Source organism: Streptomyces sp. NPDC006174, assembly GCF_040614075.1.
GTDB lineage: Bacteria > Actinomycetota > Actinomycetes > Streptomycetales > Streptomycetaceae > Streptomyces.
Genome location: NZ_JBEXTJ010000002.1, coordinates 416391 through 435809, shown reverse-complemented (window position 1 = coordinate 435809; position 19419 = coordinate 416391). Strand labels below are relative to the sequence as shown.

Genomic DNA, 19419 nt, shown 5'->3' with positions numbered 1-19419 from the left:
GGATCGGGACGCGGGTGACACCGCACCGGCCGCCTCACTGCCCGGCTTCCGCGCCCGCTCCGGTGGCCGGAAGACGGCTCACCGCCCGGTTTCCCGCGCCCGCTCCGGCTCCAGCGGCGGCGCCACGATGCCGCAGTGGACCGTGCACTCGGGCCGCTCCTCCGCCCGTTTCCGCTCGGCGGTGACCGGCGGCGTGCGGACGGTCCAGCAGGCGATGACCGCGCCCAGCACCAGCAGGCCGGCGCACATCGGCATCGCGCGCCGGAAGGTCGCCGCGAACTCGCCCGCGTCCCGGTACGCCTCCGGGCCCATCCCGGCGAGCAGCGGCAGCGCGGCCACCGCGATCAGGCCGGCCGCTCGGGCGGCGGCGTTGTTGATCCCGCTGGCCAGACCGGCGCGCCCGGTGTCCACGGCGGCCAGGACCGTCGCGGTGAGCGGCGCCACGACCACGACGAGCCCGGCACCGAGCACCAGGACGGCGGGCAGCACCTCACCGACGTACCCGCCGAAGGACGCACTGCCCGGACCCACCCGCAGCATCAGCAGCATCCCGGCGGCGGCCAGCAGCGGCCCGGCCGTGAGCGGGATGCGCGGCCCGATCCGGCGGCCCAGCTCGCCGGACCAGGCGGAGAACAGCAGCATCAGGATGGTCGTCGGCAGCAGCGCGGTGCCGGCCCCGAGCGCCGAGTATCCGGCGACCACCTGGAGCTGGATCGCGGAGAGGAAGAAGAAGCCGCCGAGCGCCGCGTACACGCAGAACGTCACCAGGTTGACCGAGGTGAAGAGCCGCGAGCGGAAGATCGACGGCGGCAGCATCGGATCCGCCCGCCGCCGCTCCACCAGCACGAACGCCACACCGAGCAGCAGCCCGCCGAGCGCCGCACCGATCACCACCGGCGACGCGCCCCGGCCCGGCGCCTCGATCAGCGCGTACGTCACCCCGGCCAGCGCCAGCGCGCCGAGCGCGGCCCCCAGGACGTCGAACCGGCCGTGCGCCGCCGGATCGCGCGACTCCGGTACGTGGCGGAGCGCGACGGGTACGCAGATCGCGGCGAGCGGCAGGTTGAGCAGGAAGACCCACCGCCAGCCGGGCCCGTCGACGAGCCATCCGCCCACGAACGGCCCCACCGCCGCTCCGACCCCGCCGAACCCGGACCAGAGCCCGACGGCCCGCGCCCGGTCGTCCGGATGGAAGCCGGCCTGGATGAGCGCGAGGGACCCCGGCGTGAGGAGCGCTCCGCCGACGCCTTGGAGCGCCCGCGCGGCGATGAGGACCCCGGCGTTCGGCGCGATCCCGCAGAGCAGCGAGGCCAGCGCGAACCACACGACCCCGACCACGAACACGCGCCGCCGACCGTACCGGTCGCCGAGCGCTCCGCCGAGCAGGATCAGCCCGGCGAGCGTGAGCATGTACGCGTTGACGGTCCACTGGAGCGCGGCCAGATCGGTGTCGAGGTCGGCGCCGATGCGGGGCAGGGCGACGTTGATGACGGTCGAGTCGAGCATCGCCATGCCGGAGCCGAGCACGGTGGTGAGCACGATCCAGCGTCCGACGGGCGAGGCGACCCGGATCTCTCCGGGGGCGGAGGCAGCGGCCATGGGGCCAGCGTGCCCCGAAGCGCCCTTCCCCGCACCCCTGGGCACCGTCACGGGGGCGCTGCCCCCGGACCTCCGCTCCTCAAACGCCGGAGGGGCTGGAGCGCCACGGCCCCCACCGCCCGCACCAGCGCCTCCACCCCCCGCTCCACCTTCCCGCGCGGGCACCCCACGTTCAGCCGCACGAACCCCGGCGCCCCGTAGACCGCCCCGCCCATGATCGCGACCCTCTCCCGCTCCACCAGCACCCGCCGCAGCGCCTCGTCGTCCACCCCGAGCGGACGCAGGTCGATCCACGCCAGGTACCCGGCCTGCGGCGGCTCCCACTCCAGCTCCGGAAGGGCCTCGGCCAGCCGCTCCGCGACGTACGCCAGGTTCCCGGCCACATACGCCCGCACCGCGTCCAGCCAGGCCGCACCCTCCCGGTACGCCGCGATGTGCGCGGTCAGCGACAGCACCGCCGGTGAGGCGAGCCCCTCCGCCGTCTCCATGCGCCGCAGGTACTCCGCCCGGTCCGCCGGATCGCCGATGAGCCCGTACGAACCGGTCAGCGCCGGAAAGTTGAAGGCCTTCGACCCGGAGGTGATGAGCGCCCAGCGGCCCTCGCCCGCCACCCGCGTCCACGGCACATGGACGTGGCCCTCGTGCACGAAGTCCGCGTGGATCTCGTCGCTGATCACGGCCACTCCGTGCCGTTCCGCCAGCTCCGCCGTCCGGGTCAGCTCGGCGGCCGTCCAGACCCGTCCGGTCGGATTGTGCGGCGAGCAGAGCACCAGGACCTTCGCGTCCGGCCGTGCCAGCTCCCGTCCCAACGCCTCCTCGTCCCCGACCGGCACCCCGCGCGGCTCCCGGCCGAGCCCGGTGATCGCCTTGCGGAAGCCGTCGTACGTAGGGGTGTGGACGACGACTCCGTCTCCGGCTTCCGTCCACATCTGGAGGAGCTGGGAGAGCTGGCTGAGGACGGACGGGCCGTAGACGAGCCGGCCGGTGTCGATCTCGGTGCCGTACCGGGTGGTGTACCAGTGCGCGATGGCCGAGCGGAAGTCGTCCTGCCACCAGGTGGTGTAGCCGAAGACGCCGTGGTCCAGCCGGGCCCGCAGTGCGGCGAGCACCTCGGGCGCGGTGGTGAAGTCCATGTCGGAGATGGTGAACGGGAGCAGCCCGTCGACCCCGAACCGGTCGGCGACCCCGTCCCACTGGACGCACCAGGTGCCCCGGCGGTCGACGGCGGTGTCGAAGTCGTACAGCTCGGCCATGACGGGCCCTCCCTCTCTCGGCGGCACAGCAACGGGCCCGGCCCTCTGGAAGGAGGACCGGGCCCGACGCCGTACGTCCGTACCGACTGGCGGCGCGGTTACTTCAGCTTCGTGCCGGTCGAGCGCAGGTTCGCGCACGCCTCGGTGACGCGCACGGCCATGCCCGCCTCGGCGGCCTTGCCCCAGGTGCGCGGGTCGTAGGTCTTCTTGTTGCCGACCTCGCCGTCGACCTTCAGGACACCGTCGTAGTTGCGGAACATGTGGTCCGCGACCGGTCGGGTGAAGGCGTACTGGGTGTCGGTGTCGAGGTTCATCTTCACGACGCCGTTCTCCAGCGCGGTGGCGATCTCCTCGGCGGTGGAGCCCGAGCCGCCGTGGAAGACGAAGTCGAACGGCTGGCTGCCGGCCGGCTTGCCGTACTTCTCGGAGACGCCCGACTGGAGGTCCTTCAGCAGCTCGGGACGGAGCACGACGTTGCCCGGCTTGTAGACGCCGTGCACGTTGCCGAAGGAGGCGGCCAGCAGGTAGCGGCCCTTCTCGCCCAGGCCGAGCGCCTCGGCGGTGCGCAGCGCGTCGTCGACGGTGGTGTACAGCTCGTCGTTGATCTCGTGCGTGACGCCGTCCTCCTCGCCACCGGTCGGAGTGATCTCGACCTCAAGGATGATCTTGGCGGCGGCGGCCTGGGCCAGCAGCTCCTGGCCGATGGCCAGGTTGTCGGCGAGGGTCTCGGCCGAGCCGTCCCACATGTGGGACTGGAACAGCGGGTTCAGACCCTTGGCGACGCGCTCGGCGGAGACGGCGAGCAGCGGACGCACGTAACCGTCCAGCTTGTCCTTGGGGCAGTGGTCGGTGTGCAGCGCGACGGTGACGTCGTACTTGGCCGCGACGATGTGCGCGAACTCGGCCAGCGCGACCGCGCCCGTGACCATGTCCTTGTTGTACTGGCCGCCCAGGAACTCCGCACCGCCCGTGGAGATCTGGACGATGCCGTCGCTCTCGGCCTCCGCGAAGCCGCGCAGCGCCGCGTGCAGCGTCTGCGTCGAGGTGACGTTGATGGCCGGGTAGGCGAACTTGCCCGCCTTTGCCCGGTCGAGCATCTCGGCGTAAGCCTCGGGGGTTGCGATGGGCATCTGACCGCTCCTTGGGATGTGCGGGTGTACAGGCGTGTAAGTCCCTGACCTGGGGGCGACGTCATCGTCGCCCCCATCTTCCCAGACTCCTCATCCGGCTCCACCCGGCGGACCCTGTTTCACGTGAAACGTCCGCCGGGTCCGCTTTCGGCTCAGGCGAGGCCGAGGTCGGCCACCGAGTAGACCTGGACGTACGGCAGACCGGCCTCGGCGATGGCCGGGGCGCCACCGCGCTCCACGATCACGGCGACGGCGACGACCTCGCCGCCCGCCTCCCGTACGGCCTCGACGGCGGTCAGCGGCGAGCCGCCGGTGGTGGAGGTGTCGTCGACGACCAGGCAGCGGCGGCCCTTCACGTCGGTGCCCTCGATCCGGCGCTGCATCCCGTGCGCCTTCTGCGCCTTGCGGACGACGAACGCGTCCAGGCCCTGTCCGCGCGTGGCGGAGGCGTGCAGCATCGCGGTGGCGACCGGGTCGGCGCCGAGCGTCAGCCCGCCGACGCAGTCGTAGTCCAGCTCGGCGGTGGCGTCGAGCATGGCCTGGCCGACCAGCGGCGCGGCCTTGCCGTCCAGCGTGATCCGGCGCAGGTCGATGTACCAGTCGGCTTCCAGACCCGAGGAGAGCGTCACCTTGCCGTGCACCACGGCCTTGTCCTTGATCTGCTGGAGCAGGTCAGCGCGTACGTCAGTCATGTGCACGAGGGTAAGCGGTGAGCCCCGGGCCCGGACTCCCGGCTCAGAGCCGCGTCCAGCTCCAGGTCGTCGTGATCTCCAGCGGGTCGATCGGCGTGACCAGGCGAGGCGCGCTGTTCAGGCCGTTCGGCGGCCCGGACTGCGGCTCGACGCAGACCGCCTCGTCCTGCTCGTCGTAGATCACCACCCACTCGCTGCGGCTCTTCACCGTCAGCTCCAGCTGCTCCGGCCAGGTGAGCTTCACGTCCACGCCGTCGGGCATCCCGAAGCAGTCGTCCCACGGACCCGGTACGGGGTCGATGCGGCGGCCGGTCGGCAGGTGGTCCTCGCCGCGCTCCTCCTGCCAGGCGGCGTCGAAGGAGAGCTCGGCGTCCCGGCCTCCGAGGCTGCGGTGGAACCACGGGTGCCAGCCGGCCTGGGCCGGGAAGGACGTGCCGTACGTCTCCACGGCGAGGCCGAGGGTCAGCCCGTCCTCGGTCAGCTCGAAGGTCTGCGTCACCCGGCCCTCGTACGGCCACGGCTCGGCGAGGTCGTAGTAGAAGGCCGCCTGCGCCTTGTCCACGTGGGCGGTCCGCCAGGCGGTGTCCCGGCCGGTGCCGTGGATGGCGTGCGGCGGGGAGTTGAGGGGCAGTTGGTGGGCTGCGTCGCCGTTGCGGAACTGCCCGTAGCCGGTACGGCCGCACCAGGGCACCATCGGGAAGCAGCCGTACCGCTCGCCCTGGCGCAGCAGTTCGGTGGAGCCGATCCGCAGGCTGCTGATCCGGCAGCCGTGGGCGGGGTCGACGGTCAACTCGGCGTCGCCGGCACGGAGCCTGACGTTCACTTCGTTGTCTTCGTTACGGATGGTCTCTTCGCTGCTGCTCACCCGACGACCCTACTGGCGGTCTCCTGGCGGTGCCTCACCTACGGCGCCGCAACGCCCGGCTCAGCACCACGGCCGAGGCCAGCGCGAGAGCGGCGGCCGGTGCGACCCAGCGCAGAGTGGTGCTCGCGCCGCCCGCGTCCGGCGAGGGCACGGGAGCGTACCGGCCGCGCGGAGGCGCGTGGTCGACCTCCTCCGCGCTGCGGCCGATCATGGTGCGGCGGGCGTGCGCGGCCTCGGCGGGCGGCTCGTCGGGGACGGTGAACTCCACTCCGGCGACGGGGTCGAGAGCGGGCGGAGGGACGGCCGAGTCGAATACGGAGGCGGGTTCGGCCGGAGTGGCGGGTTCGGCGGGCGCCGGGAGTTCGGTGGGTTCGGCGGGCTCGACGTCTCCCGCAAGCCCTTCGGCCGAGACGTCCTCCGCGCCGTCGTCCGCCTCCCGTACGGCCAGGGTCTCCGTCACCAGCTGCTGGGTGAAGCGGTCCAGGAGGCGCTGGGCGGCCGCGAGCGCGGCGCCCTCCTCCAGCTCGGCCAGCCGGCCGTCGCCGCTCGCCGTACCGCTGTACGTGAGAGTCGTGCCGCCGTCCGTGCCCGTAGCCTTCTCCGTCTCCGTGAGGGCGAGGGTCAGGGCCAGCTTGACCGCGCCCGTCCCGCGGGCCTCCACGCCCTCGCCGGTCACCGAGAAGCGGTCGTTCTCGGGTCCGGAGAGCTTCAGCTCGCCCCGGTACGTGATGGTGTGGCCGCCGGCCCGGAACTTCCACCGGCCCGCCAGGGGCGACGCGGACGCGTCGGCGTCGCGCTGGAAGCCCGGTACGCAGCGGGCGACCCGGGCGGGGTCTGCCAGCGTGCGCCGCAGGGCCGGGACCGGGACCGGAACGAACACCTGATGCTCCATACGACCGAGCCTAATCGTCACCGGCCCGCACGTCAGGGCTTCCACCCGCACGGCCCTCCCGCACCGCACCCCTCACGCCTCCTCCCAGTACCGCGGGTGGATCAGCGTGGACGGCGCCTGTCCCGGCAGCCGCAGCCGGTCCGCCGCCCGGGCCCCTTCCCGTAGCTCCGCCTCCCCGAGCGAGCGCGCTACGGGCGCACCGGCGCCCAGCCCCGGCTCTCCCACCGCCTCCGCCGCCGCGAGCAGGAAGCCCCAGTCCTCCGCGGGCCTGCCTGCGGAGGCGAGCCGGTCCGGGCTCGCGGTGAAGCCGGAGGGACGGGCCGGGATGCGGTAAGGGCGGGTCGCGAGGCCTCCGGCGCGTACCGAGGCCTCCACCGTCCAGAAGGTGTGCGGCCGGACCACCGGCGGGCCCGCGTGCACCACGAGCCGTCCGCGCGGGGCCAGGGCCTCGGCGATCAGGCCGTAGAACTCGGCGGAGTACAGCTTCGTACTGGCCGTGATGCCCGGGTCCGGCAGGTCGGAGATCACCACGTCGTAGCGGTGGTGGTCGGTCCGCAGCCAGGTGAAGGCGTCCGCGCCGACGGCGGTGAGGCGCGGATCGCGGTAGGCGTGGCCGTTGAGCTCGGAGAGCGCGGGGTCGGTGCGGGCCAGTCGGGTGACGGCGGGATCGATCTCGACGACGGTGACCGAGCGGACGTCCTCGTAGCGGAGGACCTCGCGGGCCGCGAGCCCGTCACCGCCGCCGAGGATGAGGACGCGGGCGCGGGGCCCGTCCATCGCCGGGTGGACCAGCGCCTCGTGGTAGCGGTACTCGTCGCGGGCGCTGACCCGGAGCCGGCCGTCCAGGTAGAGGCCGAGCGAGTCGCGGCCGGTGCCGGTGAGGACGACCTCCTGCACCCCGGTCTGCACGGCGACCCGCACCTGATCGCCGTACACCGCCCGCCGCGCCGCCCGCTCGAAGTCGTCGACCAGGAACGTGGCGGTGGCCAGGACGGCGATCACCGAGCCGTTGACCAGGAAGAGGAGCCGGCGGGAGCGAGGCGTGAGGTCGCGGCGGAAGACCCACAGGACCAGCGCTCCGCCGGCGGCCGCGTTCACCGCACCCGTCAGGAGCGCGCCGGTGAGCTGGCCGAGCATCGGCAGCAGGAGGAACGGAAAGGCCAGCCCGCCGACGAGCGCGCCCACGTAGTCGGCGGCGAAGAGATCGGCCACGGCCCCGCCCGCGTCCTGCCGGTCGACGCGCTGGATCAGCGTCATCAGCAGCGGGATCTCCGCTCCGATCAGTACGCCGATCGCCAGCGAGAACCCGACCACCGCGTACCGCGACTCACCGAGCCAGGCGAACGAGGCGTACAGCACGAGCGCCGAGGAGCCGCCGATCAGCGCGAGGGCCGCCTCGATCAGCCCGAAACCGACGGCGGCGTGGCAGCGTAAACGTTTCGCGAGGAGCGAGCCGATGCCCATCGCGAAGACCATCACGGAGAGCACGACGGAGGCCTGGGTGACCGAGTCACCGATCAAGTAGGAGGCGAGCGCGACCAGTTCCAGCTCGTAGACGAGACCGCAGGCCGCGCAGACGAAGACGGCGGCCAGCACGAGGAACCGGCCGGTCCTCGGCCGTACGGGAAGCCGCGCCGCGCCCCCTCGCAGCGACACCTGCTGGTCGATCATGCTGCGAACGCTACGTCACCGCCCGGTCGCGGCTTGTCACCCACAAGGGTGCAAGTAGCCACAGGAGTGCGAGTGACGCGGCCGGGAGGCGCCAGGCCCCCGGCCGCGCGGGCCCTCAGAGCGCCGACGCCGGAATGCGCACCCCCACCCGGGTCCGGGTGACCACCAACTGGCCTTCCTGCGGGTACGCGTGCCAGGTACGCCACCGCACCTGGCCCTCGATGCGCTGGGCCAGCATCGCGGTGAAGGCGTACGGAGAGCCGGGGAAGGTGCCGGCCAGGCCGTGCGGGTGGTCGCTCACGAGCGCGAGCAGCTCCTGCGCCCGTCCCGCGAACTGGCCCTGCGTCAGGGTCTCGACGCGGGCGGCGAACTCGTACTCCCAGTCGCCGAGCCGCTTGGCGACACCGAGAGGGAGCGGAGTGCTGCTGCCCGGCATGCAGGCGACGGTCTCGGAGCAGACTCCGCGGTCCTCCTGGAGGAGCACCTGGTGGGAGGCGCCGAGGAGCCTCAACTGCAGTTCGGCGCCACCGAGCTGGAGGTCGAGGACGGCGAGGGCCGGGAGCGGCTCCCGTCCCAGGGTCCAGGCCAGGTCGGCGGCGCGGGTATCGGAATAGGCCGTCTGGAGGGTGGTGAGCATGGGTCGGCTCCGCAAACACACATGGACACATGGACAGCGGGCTTCCCCTGAGCATGCGCGTGGGAGGAGGGGGAGCGCCCGATCTGGTCCAACTGGGGTCCGAGGGCTGAATGTTCTCTTGGACGAGGGAATCACGAAGTACGCCGCACTCGCAGCGTTTTTACCCAACTTGACGTGGTTTCCATCCCCTCGGGGGCAGCCCGGTTCAACTGTTCAGCCGTTTTCGTCTGCGTGGCTCAACGACAGGGCGCCCGCAGGGAGTTCACCCTCCGGGCGCCCGGCCTGGAGTCACTGTCGGTGACGGCCTTCCGGCCCGCTCAGCTGCCTCCGCCGCAGCCGCCACCACCGCCGCCGCACGACGACCCGCCGCCGCACGAGTGGCCACCGGAGGAGGAGCCGCAGGACGAGTCGCCTCCGCCACCGCTCACCCACCAGCCACCGCCGCCCGCCGCCGAACCGCTCGCGGCCGACCGCCGCCGGGCCCCCGCCGCGTACGGCCCCTTCCTGACCCTGGTCACCCGCGCCAGGACCACCAGCAGCACGAAGAGGATCCCCACACCGACCAGCACCGTGACGAGGACAGTCATGCCCCTCACCCGCCTTTCTCTCCCCCGAAGCGAGCGGTTCCCCCGTCGCTTCCCGGATCTCTCCGGTTCATCGGTCTTCCTTCGTGACAGGGGGATCCCCCTGTCACGAACGCGCCAAAGCAGACTTGAGCAACTCCAGAGCTTGAGCGCAGGATGGCGCCCATGACACAGGGACACGGACAGGGACAGGCACAAGGCCAGGGACGCCGGGGAGCCGGACACCAGGGACGTCCGCTGCTCAACCGCAGCCTCGCCGGATTCGGTACGACGATCTTCGCCGAGATGTCGGCGCTGGCCGCGCGGACCGGCTCGATCAACCTCGGCCAGGGCTTCCCCGACACCGACGGCCCCGAGGAGATCCGGGAGGCGGCGGTCTCGGCGCTGCGCTCCGGCCACGGCAACCAGTACCCGCCGGGCCCGGGCGTCCCGGAGCTGCGCGCGGCCGTCGCCGACCACCAGAAGCGGTTCTACGGCCTGGACTGGTCGCCGGAGACCGAGGTCCTGGTCACCACCGGCGCCACCGAGGCGGTCGCCGCCGCGCTGCTGGCGCTGGTGGAGCCGGGCGACGAGGTCATCGCGTTCGAGCCGTACTACGACTCGTACGCCGCGTGCATCGCCATGGCCGGCGGCGTCCGCGTCCCGCTCACCCTCCGCGCGCCCGCCTTCCGCCCGGACCTGGACGAACTGCGCGCCAAGATCACCCCGCGCACCCGCCTCCTGCTCCTCAACACGCCGCACAACCCGACCGGCACCGTCCTCACGCCCGAGGAGCTGAGCGGCATCGCGGCCCTGGCGGTCGAGCACGACCTGCTGGTGGTCACCGACGAGGTGTACGAGCACCTCGTCTTCGCCGGCTCCCACCACCCGATCGCGGCCCTGCCCGGGATGCGCGAACGGACGGTCTCCATCTCGTCGGCCGGCAAGACGTACTCGTACACCGGCTGGAAGATCGGCTGGGTGACGGCCGACGCGCCGCTGGTGACCGCGGTGCGCTCGGCGAAGCAGTACCTGACGTTCGTGAGCGGCGGCCCGTTCCAGTACGCGATCGCGGAGGCACTCCAGCTGCCGGACACGTTCTTCACGGAGTTCCGGGAAGGGATGCGCCGCAGGCGCGACCTGCTCGCGGAGGGCCTGCGGAGCGCGGGCTTCCGGGTCTACGAGCCGGAGGGGACGTACTTCATCACCACCGACATCTCCCCGTTCGGCCAGGAGGACGCGTACGCCTTCTGCCGGGCCCTTCCGGAGCGTTGCGGGGTGGCCGCCGTACCGGTCTCGGTCTTCTACGACGACCCGGAGGCGGGCCGCAGCCAGGTCCGCTTCACGTTCTGCAAGCGCGAGGACGTGCTGGAGGAGGCGGTGGAGCGGCTCGGGCGGCTCGGATGACGCCTCCGATGTGACAGCGGCCCGGCCGGCGGTCGTGGTGACCGCCGGCCGGGCCGCTGTCGTGGTGCGAGGTGTCAGGCGCCCTCGGACTCCGTGCCCTCGCCGTCCGTCTTCTCCTCGGCCGGCGCGAGGCCCAGGCGCTCGACGAGCCACTTGTCGAACTCGATCGAGGCGCGCACCCAGCTCACCGTCGAGGAGACGAAGTGCTCCAGGCTGACGCCGGTGCCGATGAGCATCTGCGCCTCACCGATCAGCCGGACGGAGCCCGCCTCGCCCTCCTCGCCCTCGTGGGCGTGGGTGTAGACCTTGGGCCACAGCGTGCGGCGGTTCCAGTCGTCGATGGCGTCCAGGAGGACCGGACGCAGGTCGAGCGCGTGCGGGCGGTCGTAGAACGTACGGACCGAGAAGACCTGCTGCTCGTCCTCGCCCCGGAACATGAAGTACGTCCGGAACTCTTCCCACGGCGCGGCGAGGTCGCCCTCGTCGTCGACGACGTACTTGAGCTCCATCTGGTCGAGGAGCTGCTTGACGAGGTCCTGGTCAGGGACGACGGGGCCCTCCGGTCCTGCCGCCTGCGGTTCGGGCTGGCCCCCGAAATTAGGAATCGAGGACGGATCGATGCTCACCGTTATTTCCCTTCGTGCGGTTGGCGGCCATCCTCTCCCATGGCGGGCGGGGCATGGCAAGCCCGCACGGCCCCTATCCGCCACAAGCTGACACGCCGCGGGTTCGGAGAGGGGCCGGCGGAGTGGTTCCCCAGGTGGCCGGGCTCGCTGCTTACGCGGCCGGGCCGACGATCAGGCCGTCCGCGACATCCTCGCCGGCGCGGTCCACCCGTACGGTGTCGCCGTCCCGGATCTCGCCGGAAAGGATCTCCTTGGCGAGCCGGTCGCCGATGGCCGTCTGGATGAGGCGGCGCAGCGGGCGTGCACCGTACGCCGGATCGTTGCCCTCCTGGGCGAGCCAGACGAGCGCCTCCGGTGTGACGTCCAGGGTGAGCCGCCGGTCGGCGAGGCGCTTCGCCAGCCGCTCGATCTGGAGGCCGGCGATGTGTGCCAGCTCGTCGCCTTCGAGCGCCGAGAAGACCACCAGGTCGTCCAGCCGGTTGATGAACTCCGGCTTGAAGGAGGCCCGCACCACCTCCAGCACCTGCTCCTTCTTGACCTCGGGCTTGACCAGTGGGTCCATCAGGAACTGGCTGCCGAGGTTGGAGGTGAGGACGAGGATGGTGTTGCGGAAGTCCACCGTGCGGCCCTGGCCGTCGGTGAGCCGGCCGTCGTCGAGGACCTGGAGCAGGATGTCGAAGACCTCCGGGTGGGCCTTCTCGACCTCGTCCAGGAGGACGACGCTGTACGGGCGGCGGCGGACGGCCTCGGTGAGCTGGCCGCCCTCCTCGTAGCCGACGTAACCGGGCGGGGCGCCGACCAGGCGGGCGACGCTGTGCTTCTCGCCGTACTCGCTCATGTCGATGCGGATCATCGATCGCTCGTCGTCGAAGAGGAAGTCCGCGAGCGCCTTGGCCAGCTCGGTCTTGCCGACGCCGGTGGGGCCGAGGAAGAGGAAGGAGCCGGTGGGCCGGTCGGGGTCGGCGATTCCGGCGCGCGTCCGGCGTACGGCGTCGGAGACGGCCTGCACGGCTTCGCTCTGGCCGATCAGCCGCTTGCCGAGTTCGGACTCCATCCGCAGCAGCTTCTGCGTCTCGCCTTCCAGCAGCCGCCCGGCCGGAATGCCGGTCCAGGCGCCGACGACGTCCGCGATGTCGTCCGGGCCGACCTCCTCCTTGACCATGGTGTCCTTGGAGGCTTCCTGCTCCGCCTCGGCGGCCTCCTCCAACTCCCGCTCCAGGCCAGGGATCTCGCCGTACAGCAGCTTGGAGGCGGCGTCGAAGTCGCCATCACGCTGCGCTCGTTCGGCCTGGCCGCGCAGCTCGTCCAGGCGCTCCTTGAGCTCACCGACCCGGTTGAGACCCTGCTTCTCCTTCTCCCAGCGGGCGTTGAGGCCGCGCAGCTCCTCCTCCTTGTCGGCGAGGTCCCGGCGCAGCTTCTCCAGGCGCTGCTTGGAGGCGGCGTCGGACTCGTTCTTCAGCGCCAGCTCCTCCATGCGCAACCGGTCGACGGAGCGCTGGAGTTCGTCGATCTCCAGCGGCGAGGAGTCGATCTCCATACGGAGCCGGGAGGCGGCCTCGTCCACCAGGTCGATGGCCTTGTCGGGAAGGAAGCGCGAGGTGATGTACCGGTCGGAGAGCGTGGCGGCGGCCACCAGCGCCGAGTCCGCGATCTGGACCTTGTGGTGGGCCTCGTAACGGCCCTTGAGGCCACGGAGGATGGCGATGGTGTCCTCGACGGACGGCTCGGCGACCAGCACCTGCTGGAAGCGGCGCTCCAGGGCCGGGTCCTTCTCGATGCGCTCGCGGTACTCGTCCAGCGTGGTCGCGCCGACCATGCGCAGCTCGCCGCGGGCCAGCATCGGCTTGAGCATGTTGCCGGCGTCCATGGCCGAGTCGCCGCCCGCGCCGGCGCCGACGACGGTGTGCAGCTCGTCGATGAAGGTGATGATCTGGCCGTCGCTCCCCTTGATCTCGGAGAGGACGGTCTTGAGGCGCTCCTCGAACTCGCCGCGGTACTTCGCGCCCGCGACCATCGCGCCGAGGTCGAGCGAGACCAGGCGCTTGTTCTTCAGGCTCTCGGGGACGTCGCCCTTGACGATGCGCTGGGCGAGCCCCTCGACGACGGCGGTCTTGCCGACGCCGGGCTCACCGATGAGCACCGGGTTGTTCTTGGTCCGGCGCGACAGCACCTGCACGACGCGGCGGATCTCCTGGTCGCGGCCGATGACCGGGTCCAGCTTGCCCTCGCGCGCGGCGGCCGTGAAGTCGGTGCCGAACTTCTCCAGGGCCTTGTACTGGCCCTCCGGGTCGGGTGTGGTCACGCGGCGCCCTCCCCTGCTCGTCTCGAATGCGGCCAGCAGCTTCTCCGCACCGGCCCCTTGCCCGTCGAGGATCTCACCGGCGCGCCCGCCCTTCGCGGCGATCCCGATCAGCAGGTGCTCGGTGGAGAGGTACTCGTCGCCGAGCTCCTTGGCTCGCTGCGCCGCGTCCTGGATGACGGCCAGCAGCTCACGGTTGGGCTGCGGCGGGGCCACGGTGGAGCCGGTGACGCTGGGCAGGGTGCCGAGCAGCCGCTCGGTCTCGCCGCGTACGACGGCCTGGTCGGCCTCGACGGCGGCCAGCAGGTCGGTGATGTTCTCGTTGTCCTCACCCGCCAGGAGCGCGAGCAGCAGGTGCCCCGGGGTGAGATCGGGGTGCCCGTCCTTCACGGCCCTGTCGGTGGCCGCGTTGATGGCGTCCCGGCTCTTGTTGGTCAGCTCGGCGTCCACGTGTCCTTGCTCCTCCTCGCAGCTGGGGGTTGCTTGATGATTCCAACGTGCACAAAGTTGAGTCTATTCCACTCAAGGCAAGAATACGGCACACCGGCGCCTCCGATCCGAGTGAACGGGCTACCGGGCCCGCCTGCCACCGCACCGCCGCCTACGCTTCCCTCATGGCAGACGTACGGAACCTCACCGCCGAGTACCTCGCGTTCTGGCGCGAGCGGCATGTGTGCACGCTGACGACGCTCCGCCCGGACGGCACACCGCACGTGGTGCCGGTGGGTGTGACGTACGACCCGGAGGCCGGCGTGGCCCGTGTGATCACCGGCAGGAACACCCGCAAGGTCGCCAACATCCTGGCGGCGGGACCGGAGGGAGCACGGGTCGCCGTCTGCCAGATGCACAAGGCCCGGTGGGCGACGCTGGAAGGCCGCGCGACCATCCACGGGGAACCGGAGGCCGTCGCGGACGCGGAGAGCCGCTACGCGGAGCGGTACGAGCGCACGCCGAGGATCAACCCGGAGCGCATCGTGATCGAGATCGCCGTGGACCGGGCGCTCGGAAACGCCTGACCGACCCTCCCCGTACGGGGACAGCACAACGGCGCCACCGTGTTCAGGTCACGGTGGCGCCGCTGTGTGGGGGAAGCGCCTGGAGCGACAGGTGACGACGGGGGAATCGCTCAGGCACTGCGGGGGGTGGCGGAAAGGGGTTCTGACGCGATCAGCTCGTGGTCCCGCTGATCGAGGTTCACAAAGATCATCCCGTACCTGACGGCGCAGCGGACGGGCTGCGGCGCGCCACGGGGGCGTCGGAGACAGCGGTAGGCGCGGACGTCTTCGTCCTCTTCCATCACGACGACGATCGGCTCTCCGAACAGGGTGACCATCAACGAGTCGCCACGGCGGGGGAGGGCCGTGAGCAGATCGATGAAATGCCACCCTGAGCGATAGGCGGTTGCCATCTCGCGCCGGAAGGTGCGGTCGTCCGGCGGCGGGGGGGTCATGCCCGGTCCTTCGCGGTCGGGGCGAAGTCCCACCCCATGTCGGGCCCTTGCTCGACGGTCGCAGATGCTCCCGCAAGCTTCGCGGGCGCCGCGTCCCAGGCCAGGTCGGCGGGCGGCCGGGCTTGGGACTGCACGGCGACCGCACCGTCCGTACCTGCCACCTCGGTGCCCAGAGCACCGAGAGCCACGGACACGAGCCCGGCGGAGAAGGCCACGGCAAGCACCGAGCGAAGCGATTTCTTACTCATAGTGGGCTTCGTCCTCACTTCCAAGGTTTCCTCTCCCCCGCATCACAAGACGATGGCTCATCAAGGCACGTCAAACCACAGAAACGATGCATCATGTTCCTGCTGATGCATGTTCCTGGGGGGTGGAGAATTGACCACAGATAGAGCAAAAGCGACACATCCCCACTCTGTCACCACTTTGTGCGACGAGGGGGCGCGGCTCTACACGAGCGCGCTGAGCGTGGGGAAGATAGCCCGCGCCGAAGCGGAGGCGGCTCCGTGCCTCCTGGAGTTCGCCCTGCTGCACCCCGATCCGGACGACCCCGCCTGGCTACGGCCGGTGCCGGCGTTCGCGGCGCTCACGCAGCGGCTCCACCCCATCGAGCGGGAGATCCAGGAGCGGCGGCGGCTCTCGGTGGAGCTGGCCGATGCGTTCGAGCCCTTCATGGCCGTCAGCAGCCAGGCTCCGCCGACCACCCACTCGATCACGGTCGTCGAGGGCATCAACCGCATCAACGCCTCCATCGAACTCGCCCTCTCCGAGTGCCAGTCGGAGGTGCTCACCATCCAGCCCGGAGGCGGCCGCAGCGAGGTCGCGCTCAACATCGCCATGGAGCGCGGAAACACGCTCATGCAACGCGGTGTCGCCATGCGCACGCTGTATCAGCACACAGTCCGGCACAGCCAGGGAACGCTCAATTACGTGGCCCGCATGGCCGAGAGCAAGATGGAGATACGGACGCTCGAGGAACTCGTCGAGCGTCTCATGATCTTCGACCACACGGTCGCCTTCATCCCCGCCACGGAAGACCGGACCGTCGCTCTCGAACTCCGCCATCCGGTCATCGTGAAATACCTCGTCAAGGTCTTCGAGCAGTTCTGGCACCGCGGCACTCCGTTGCAGGAGCAGATCCCTTACGATCCCGGCCCGGAAGGGATTTCCGGAGTACGCCATTCCATCGCCAAACTGTTGGTCGAGGGCCACGTGGACGAGGCCATCGCCCGCCGCCTCGGCATGAACGTACGCACCTGCCGCTCCCACATCGCCAAACTCAGCGTCGCGCTCGGCAGCAACAGCCGCGCGCAACTCGGATATCTCATCGCACGGTCAGGAATCCTGGAATCGGACTCCTGACCGCGCGATCGATCCCCCCGTACGGGAACCCGGACGTGACTGCGCAATGGGGGAGAGCACAGCCGGCGCCCAGGTGGCGCCGAGGGAGTTCCCGGCTCCCCCGACATCTCCACACTCCCCTCGGAACTACGCTGGCACCACCGTCAACTTGTTGCGCTGCATAAAGCAGGGGGATCCCAAATGGGAAGCAATGAAGCCAGATCGGGACATCATCCGCACGCGCCCACCGAGCTGTGCGATCCGGCGCTCCGCCTGTACGAGAAAGCCCTGCGCGCCGGACGAATAGCCCGCCCCGATCTCGCCGACGCCCCTTGCCTGACGGAGCTGGCGCTGCTGCATCCCGACCCGTGGGACGACACCTGGATGCGGCCCGTACCGCCGTCGGCCGCTCTGGCCAACCTCCTGCAGCCGGTCTCCCGCGAGATCGACGAGCGCCTGCGCCTCGCGACCGCGCTGAGCCGGTCCCTGTACCCGCTGACCACCGTGGCCCACGACGACCCCAACCTCGCCATCACGGTGCTGGAAGGGGTCCCGGCCATCCAGACGTCCCTCAACGAGGCCACCGCCACCGCCACGGACGAGATCCTCACGGCCCAGCCCGGCAGCGACCGCCCGGCCGGCACGCTGCGGGAGGCGCTGGCCAACGCCCGTACGGCCATCCGGCGCGGGGCCAGGATCCGGCACATCTACCAGCATCCGGCGCGCTACAGCAGCACCGTCCGGGACTACCTGTCCCAGGTCCCGGCCCAGCACCTGCAGGTACGCACCACCGAGCTGACCGTCGAACGGCTGATCGTCGTCGACCGCGCCGTCGCCTACATCCCCGCCTCCGCCGACCGCACCACCGCACTGCGGATCAGCCATCCGGCCCTGGTCTCCTACCTGATCCAGGTTTACGAGGTCCTCTGGGCCCAGGCCGTCCCGCTGGCCGAGAACCACCAGGCGACCTCACCGGGCGCCCCGGTCACCGCGGTCCAGCACAGCATCGCCCGCCTCCTCGCCGAAGGCCACGTGGACGACGTGGTGGCCCGGAAGATGGGCATCAGCGTCCGCACCTGCCGCTCGCACATCGCCAAACTCATGCAGACCCTCGGCGCCACCAGCCGCACCCACCTCGGCGCCCTCCTCGCCCATTCCGGCATCGCCAGAGCCGGCCACGGCGGCACCTGAGGCAGCCGGAGCGCATACGACAGCGGGGCCGGAAGAGCGTCATGAACGCTCTTCCGGCCCCGCCGCACAAGGCGTGCGCGCTACTCCCCCGTCGCCCTCTTCTGCTTCGGCCGCCACACCACCAGCGCGCTGGTCTGCTGCACGTCCTGGTACGGCACGAGGTCGCGGCGGTACGAGGCGTGCACCTGGGCCTCGCGCTGCTGCATGGCGACCGCCGCGCCGTCCACCGCCGCCGAGAGCTCGGCCACGCGCTGCTGGAGCGCGGTCACCTGGTTCTCCAGCTCGATGATGCGCTTGATGCCCGCCAGGTTGATGCCCTCGTCCTGCGACAGCTGCTGCACCGTGCGCAGCAGCTCGATGTCACGGGCCGAGTAGCGGCGGCCGCGGCCGGCCGTACGGTCCGGGGAGACCAGGCCGAGACGGTCGTACTGGCGCAGCGTCTGCGGGTGCAGGCCCGAGAGCTGGGCCGCGATCGAGATCACGTACACCGGTGATTCATCGGTCAGCTGGTACGGATTGCGTCGACGGCCGTCCATCTCAAGCTCCCTTCGCGGCCTGGAACAGTTCCGCCCGCGGGTCCTCGTCCGCGGTCGCCTTGCGGTAGGCCTCCAGCGCGTCCCTGGCCTCCTGGCCGAGGTCCTTGGGGACCGCCACCTCCACGGTGACCAGCAGGTCGCCGCGGGTGCCGTCCTTGCGGACCGCGCCCTTGCCCCGGGCGCGCATCGTACGCCCGTTCGGCGTGCCGGCGGGCAGTTTCAGGGTGACCGGAGGGCCGCCGAGGGTCGGGACCTTCACCTCGCCGCCGAGCGTCGCCTCCGGGAAGGTGACGGGCACGGTGACCGTGAGGTTGTCGCCCTTGCGGCCGAAGACCTGGTGGGCGCCGACGTGCACGACGACGTACAGATCGCCGGCCGGACCGCCGCGCTCGCCAGGACCGCCCTTGCCGCGCAGCCGGATCCGCTGGCCGTCCGAGACGCCCGCCGGGATCCTGACCTGCATCGTGCGGGCCGACTTGGCCCGGCCGCTGCCGTGGCAGACCTCGCACGGGTCCTGGGCGATGAGGCCGCGGCCCTTGCAGTCCACGCACGGGTCGGTGAGCGAGAAGCCGCCGCCCGTACCGCGCGAGACCTGGCCGGTGCCGACACAGGTCGGGCAGACCCTGGGCGTGCCGTTCTTGTCGCCGGTGCCGGAACACGCCTTGCAGGGCGCCTGGCTGGACATCCGCAGCGGGACCGTGGCCCCGTCGACCGCCTCGGTGAAGCTGAGCGTCACCTCGGACTCGATGTCCTGGCCGCGCCGCGGCTGGACCCGGGTGCCGGTGGAGCCTCGGTTGAACAGCCCGCCGAAGACGTCGCCGAGACCGCCTCCGCCACCGCCGAACCCGCCACCCGCACCGCCCTGGCCGCCGCCCGGCGCGCCTCCGCCGAAGAGGTCGCCCAGGTCGAAGTTGAAGTTGCCGCCCGCACCACCGGGGCCGGCGCGGAAGCCACCGTTGCCGAAGAGGGCGCGCGCCTCGTCGTACTCCTTGCGCCGCTTGGAGTCGCCGAGGACGTCGTTCGCCTCGGAGATCTCCTTGAAGCGCTCCTCCGCCTTGGCGTCACCCTTGTTGGCGTCCGGGTGGAACTCGCGGGCGAGCTTGCGGTACGCCTTCTTGATCTCGGCGTCGGTGGCGTCCTTGGGGACGCCGAGGACCTTGTAGTAGTCCTTCTCGACGAAGTCCTTCGTGCTCATCGACGTCCCTCCTTCCGGACGATCGGCGCGGCGGCCGGCCCGTGGGCCGGCCGCCGGACCGGTCGGTGTGCA

General features: G+C 71.3%; 19 protein-coding genes. 4 read left to right on the top strand and 15 right to left on the bottom strand.

Annotated features, from left to right (window positions below; all coding sequences use genetic code 11):
• Positions 1-78: 78 nt before the first annotated feature.
• The 9 genes from ABZ267_RS06405 to ABZ267_RS06365 all read right to left on the bottom strand — a co-directional run bounded on the left by ABZ267_RS06405 (position 79) and on the right by ABZ267_RS06365 (position 9326).
• The gene (locus ABZ267_RS06405; RefSeq protein WP_356756070.1) at positions 79-1599 is read right to left on the bottom strand and encodes an MFS transporter; all 1521 of its coding nucleotides are present in this window, start codon (positions 1597-1599) and stop codon (positions 79-81) included.
• 47 nt (positions 1600-1646) lie between these two features.
• A complete protein-coding gene (locus tag ABZ267_RS06400; protein WP_356756068.1) occupies positions 1647-2852 on the bottom strand; it encodes a MalY/PatB family protein in 1206 nt (401 codons plus the stop codon).
• 98 nt (positions 2853-2950) lie between these two features.
• Entirely contained in the window at positions 2951-3982 is a 1032-nt protein-coding gene (gene fbaA, locus ABZ267_RS06395) for a class II fructose-bisphosphate aldolase (RefSeq protein WP_018514124.1), read from the bottom strand.
• Between the two features lie 152 nt (positions 3983-4134).
• Complete coding sequence (gene pyrE, locus ABZ267_RS06390; protein WP_356756066.1) at positions 4135-4674, bottom strand: orotate phosphoribosyltransferase; 540 nt, start codon at positions 4672-4674, stop codon at positions 4135-4137.
• Between the two features lie 43 nt (positions 4675-4717).
• On the bottom strand, positions 4718-5518 hold the full coding sequence (locus tag ABZ267_RS06385; protein ID WP_356756139.1) for an aldose 1-epimerase: 801 nt from the start codon (positions 5516-5518) through the stop codon (positions 4718-4720).
• Between the two features lie 55 nt (positions 5519-5573).
• Complete coding sequence (locus tag ABZ267_RS06380; RefSeq protein WP_356756064.1) at positions 5574-6431, bottom strand: SRPBCC domain-containing protein; 858 nt, start codon at positions 6429-6431, stop codon at positions 5574-5576.
• A 72-nt stretch (positions 6432-6503) separates the two neighbouring features.
• Complete coding sequence (locus tag ABZ267_RS06375; protein WP_356756062.1) at positions 6504-8102, bottom strand: polyamine aminopropyltransferase; 1599 nt, start codon at positions 8100-8102, stop codon at positions 6504-6506.
• 115 nt (positions 8103-8217) lie between these two features.
• Complete coding sequence (locus ABZ267_RS06370; RefSeq protein ID WP_356756060.1) at positions 8218-8739, bottom strand: DUF2617 family protein; 522 nt, start codon at positions 8737-8739, stop codon at positions 8218-8220.
• A gap of 317 nt (positions 8740-9056) precedes the next feature.
• Complete coding sequence (locus ABZ267_RS06365; protein ID WP_356756058.1) at positions 9057-9326, bottom strand: hypothetical protein; 270 nt, start codon at positions 9324-9326, stop codon at positions 9057-9059.
• Positions 9327-9488: 162 nt separating this feature from the next.
• On the opposite strand from ABZ267_RS06365, the gene ABZ267_RS06360 reads away from it, so the two are divergent.
• Positions 9489-10709 carry a pyridoxal phosphate-dependent aminotransferase gene (locus ABZ267_RS06360; RefSeq protein ID WP_356756057.1) on the top strand — a complete coding sequence of 407 codons (1221 nt, stop codon included), beginning with the start codon at positions 9489-9491 and terminating at the stop codon, positions 10707-10709.
• A gap of 74 nt (positions 10710-10783) precedes the next feature.
• On the opposite strand, the gene ABZ267_RS06355 is transcribed toward ABZ267_RS06360, so the two are convergent.
• Both ABZ267_RS06355 and clpB read right to left on the bottom strand, forming a co-directional pair.
• Positions 10784-11335 (bottom strand): YbjN domain-containing protein, encoded by a 552-nt coding sequence (locus tag ABZ267_RS06355; RefSeq protein WP_356756055.1) that lies wholly within the window; start codon positions 11333-11335, stop codon positions 10784-10786.
• 151 nt (positions 11336-11486) lie between these two features.
• Positions 11487-14084: an ATP-dependent chaperone ClpB gene (gene clpB, locus ABZ267_RS06350; protein ID WP_356756053.1), complete on the bottom strand. Its 2598-nt coding sequence runs from the start codon at positions 14082-14084 to the stop codon at positions 11487-11489.
• Positions 14085-14248: 164 nt separating this feature from the next.
• Between clpB and ABZ267_RS06345 the strand changes: the two genes are divergently transcribed.
• Positions 14249-14650 (top strand): TIGR03618 family F420-dependent PPOX class oxidoreductase, encoded by a 402-nt coding sequence (locus ABZ267_RS06345; protein ID WP_356756051.1) that lies wholly within the window; start codon positions 14249-14251, stop codon positions 14648-14650.
• Between the two features lie 110 nt (positions 14651-14760).
• Here ABZ267_RS06345 and ABZ267_RS06340 read toward each other — a convergent pair whose 3' ends face one another.
• Complete coding sequence (locus ABZ267_RS06340) at positions 14761-15084, bottom strand: (2Fe-2S)-binding protein (protein WP_356756049.1); 324 nt, start codon at positions 15082-15084, stop codon at positions 14761-14763.
• Entirely contained in the window at positions 15081-15332 is a 252-nt protein-coding gene (locus ABZ267_RS06335) for a hypothetical protein (RefSeq protein WP_356756047.1), read from the bottom strand. The genes ABZ267_RS06340 and ABZ267_RS06335 overlap by 4 nt, the downstream gene beginning before the upstream one ends.
• 109 nt (positions 15333-15441) lie before the next feature.
• Here ABZ267_RS06335 and ABZ267_RS06330 point away from each other — a divergent pair, with 109 nt between their 5' ends.
• Together ABZ267_RS06330 and ABZ267_RS06325 are read left to right on the top strand one after the other, a co-directional pair.
• Positions 15442-16446: a helix-turn-helix transcriptional regulator gene (locus tag ABZ267_RS06330; RefSeq protein ID WP_356756045.1), complete on the top strand. Its 1005-nt coding sequence runs from the start codon at positions 15442-15444 to the stop codon at positions 16444-16446.
• Between the two features lie 180 nt (positions 16447-16626).
• Positions 16627-17616, top strand: coding sequence for a helix-turn-helix transcriptional regulator (locus ABZ267_RS06325; protein WP_356756043.1), 990 nt, complete (start codon positions 16627-16629; stop codon positions 17614-17616).
• Between the two features lie 80 nt (positions 17617-17696).
• On the opposite strand, the gene ABZ267_RS06320 is transcribed toward ABZ267_RS06325, so the two are convergent.
• Both ABZ267_RS06320 and dnaJ read right to left on the bottom strand, forming a co-directional pair.
• On the bottom strand, positions 17697-18152 hold the full coding sequence (locus ABZ267_RS06320; RefSeq protein ID WP_356756041.1) for a helix-turn-helix domain-containing protein: 456 nt from the start codon (positions 18150-18152) through the stop codon (positions 17697-17699).
• 1 nt (position 18153) lies between these two features.
• Positions 18154-19347 carry a molecular chaperone DnaJ gene (gene dnaJ / locus ABZ267_RS06315; protein ID WP_356756039.1) on the bottom strand — a complete coding sequence of 398 codons (1194 nt, stop codon included), beginning with the start codon at positions 19345-19347 and terminating at the stop codon, positions 18154-18156.
• Positions 19348-19419 lie beyond the last annotated feature (72 nt).

Bases quoted from the DNA above. Each gene is read 5' to 3' on its own strand.
- ABZ267_RS06405 (WP_356756070.1), bottom strand. From the start codon at position 1,599: ATGGCCGCTGCCTCCGCCCCCGGAGAGATCCGGGTCGCCTCGCCCGTC.
- ABZ267_RS06400 (WP_356756068.1), bottom strand. From the start codon at position 2,852: ATGGCCGAGCTGTACGACTTCGACACCGCCGTCGACCGCCGGGGCACC.
- fbaA (WP_018514124.1), bottom strand. From the start codon at position 3,982: ATGCCCATCGCAACCCCCGAGGCTTACGCCGAGATGCTCGACCGGGCA.
- pyrE (WP_356756066.1), bottom strand. From the start codon at position 4,674: ATGACTGACGTACGCGCTGACCTGCTCCAGCAGATCAAGGACAAGGCC.
- ABZ267_RS06380 (WP_356756064.1), bottom strand. From the start codon at position 6,431: ATGGAGCATCAGGTGTTCGTTCCGGTCCCGGTCCCGGCCCTGCGGCGC.
- ABZ267_RS06375 (WP_356756062.1), bottom strand. From the start codon at position 8,102: ATGATCGACCAGCAGGTGTCGCTGCGAGGGGGCGCGGCGCGGCTTCCC.
- ABZ267_RS06370 (WP_356756060.1), bottom strand. From the start codon at position 8,739: ATGCTCACCACCCTCCAGACGGCCTATTCCGATACCCGCGCCGCCGAC.
- ABZ267_RS06365 (WP_356756058.1), bottom strand. From the start codon at position 9,326: ATGACTGTCCTCGTCACGGTGCTGGTCGGTGTGGGGATCCTCTTCGTG.
- ABZ267_RS06360 (WP_356756057.1), top strand. From the start codon at position 9,489: ATGACACAGGGACACGGACAGGGACAGGCACAAGGCCAGGGACGCCGG.
- ABZ267_RS06345 (WP_356756051.1), top strand. From the start codon at position 14,249: ATGGCAGACGTACGGAACCTCACCGCCGAGTACCTCGCGTTCTGGCGC.
- ABZ267_RS06340 (WP_356756049.1), bottom strand. From the start codon at position 15,084: ATGACCCCCCCGCCGCCGGACGACCGCACCTTCCGGCGCGAGATGGCA.
- ABZ267_RS06335 (WP_356756047.1), bottom strand. From the start codon at position 15,332: ATGAGTAAGAAATCGCTTCGCTCGGTGCTTGCCGTGGCCTTCTCCGCC.
- ABZ267_RS06330 (WP_356756045.1), top strand. From the start codon at position 15,442: ATGTTCCTGGGGGGTGGAGAATTGACCACAGATAGAGCAAAAGCGACA.
- ABZ267_RS06325 (WP_356756043.1), top strand. From the start codon at position 16,627: ATGGGAAGCAATGAAGCCAGATCGGGACATCATCCGCACGCGCCCACC.
- ABZ267_RS06320 (WP_356756041.1), bottom strand. From the start codon at position 18,152: ATGGACGGCCGTCGACGCAATCCGTACCAGCTGACCGATGAATCACCG.
- dnaJ (WP_356756039.1), bottom strand. From the start codon at position 19,347: ATGAGCACGAAGGACTTCGTCGAGAAGGACTACTACAAGGTCCTCGGC.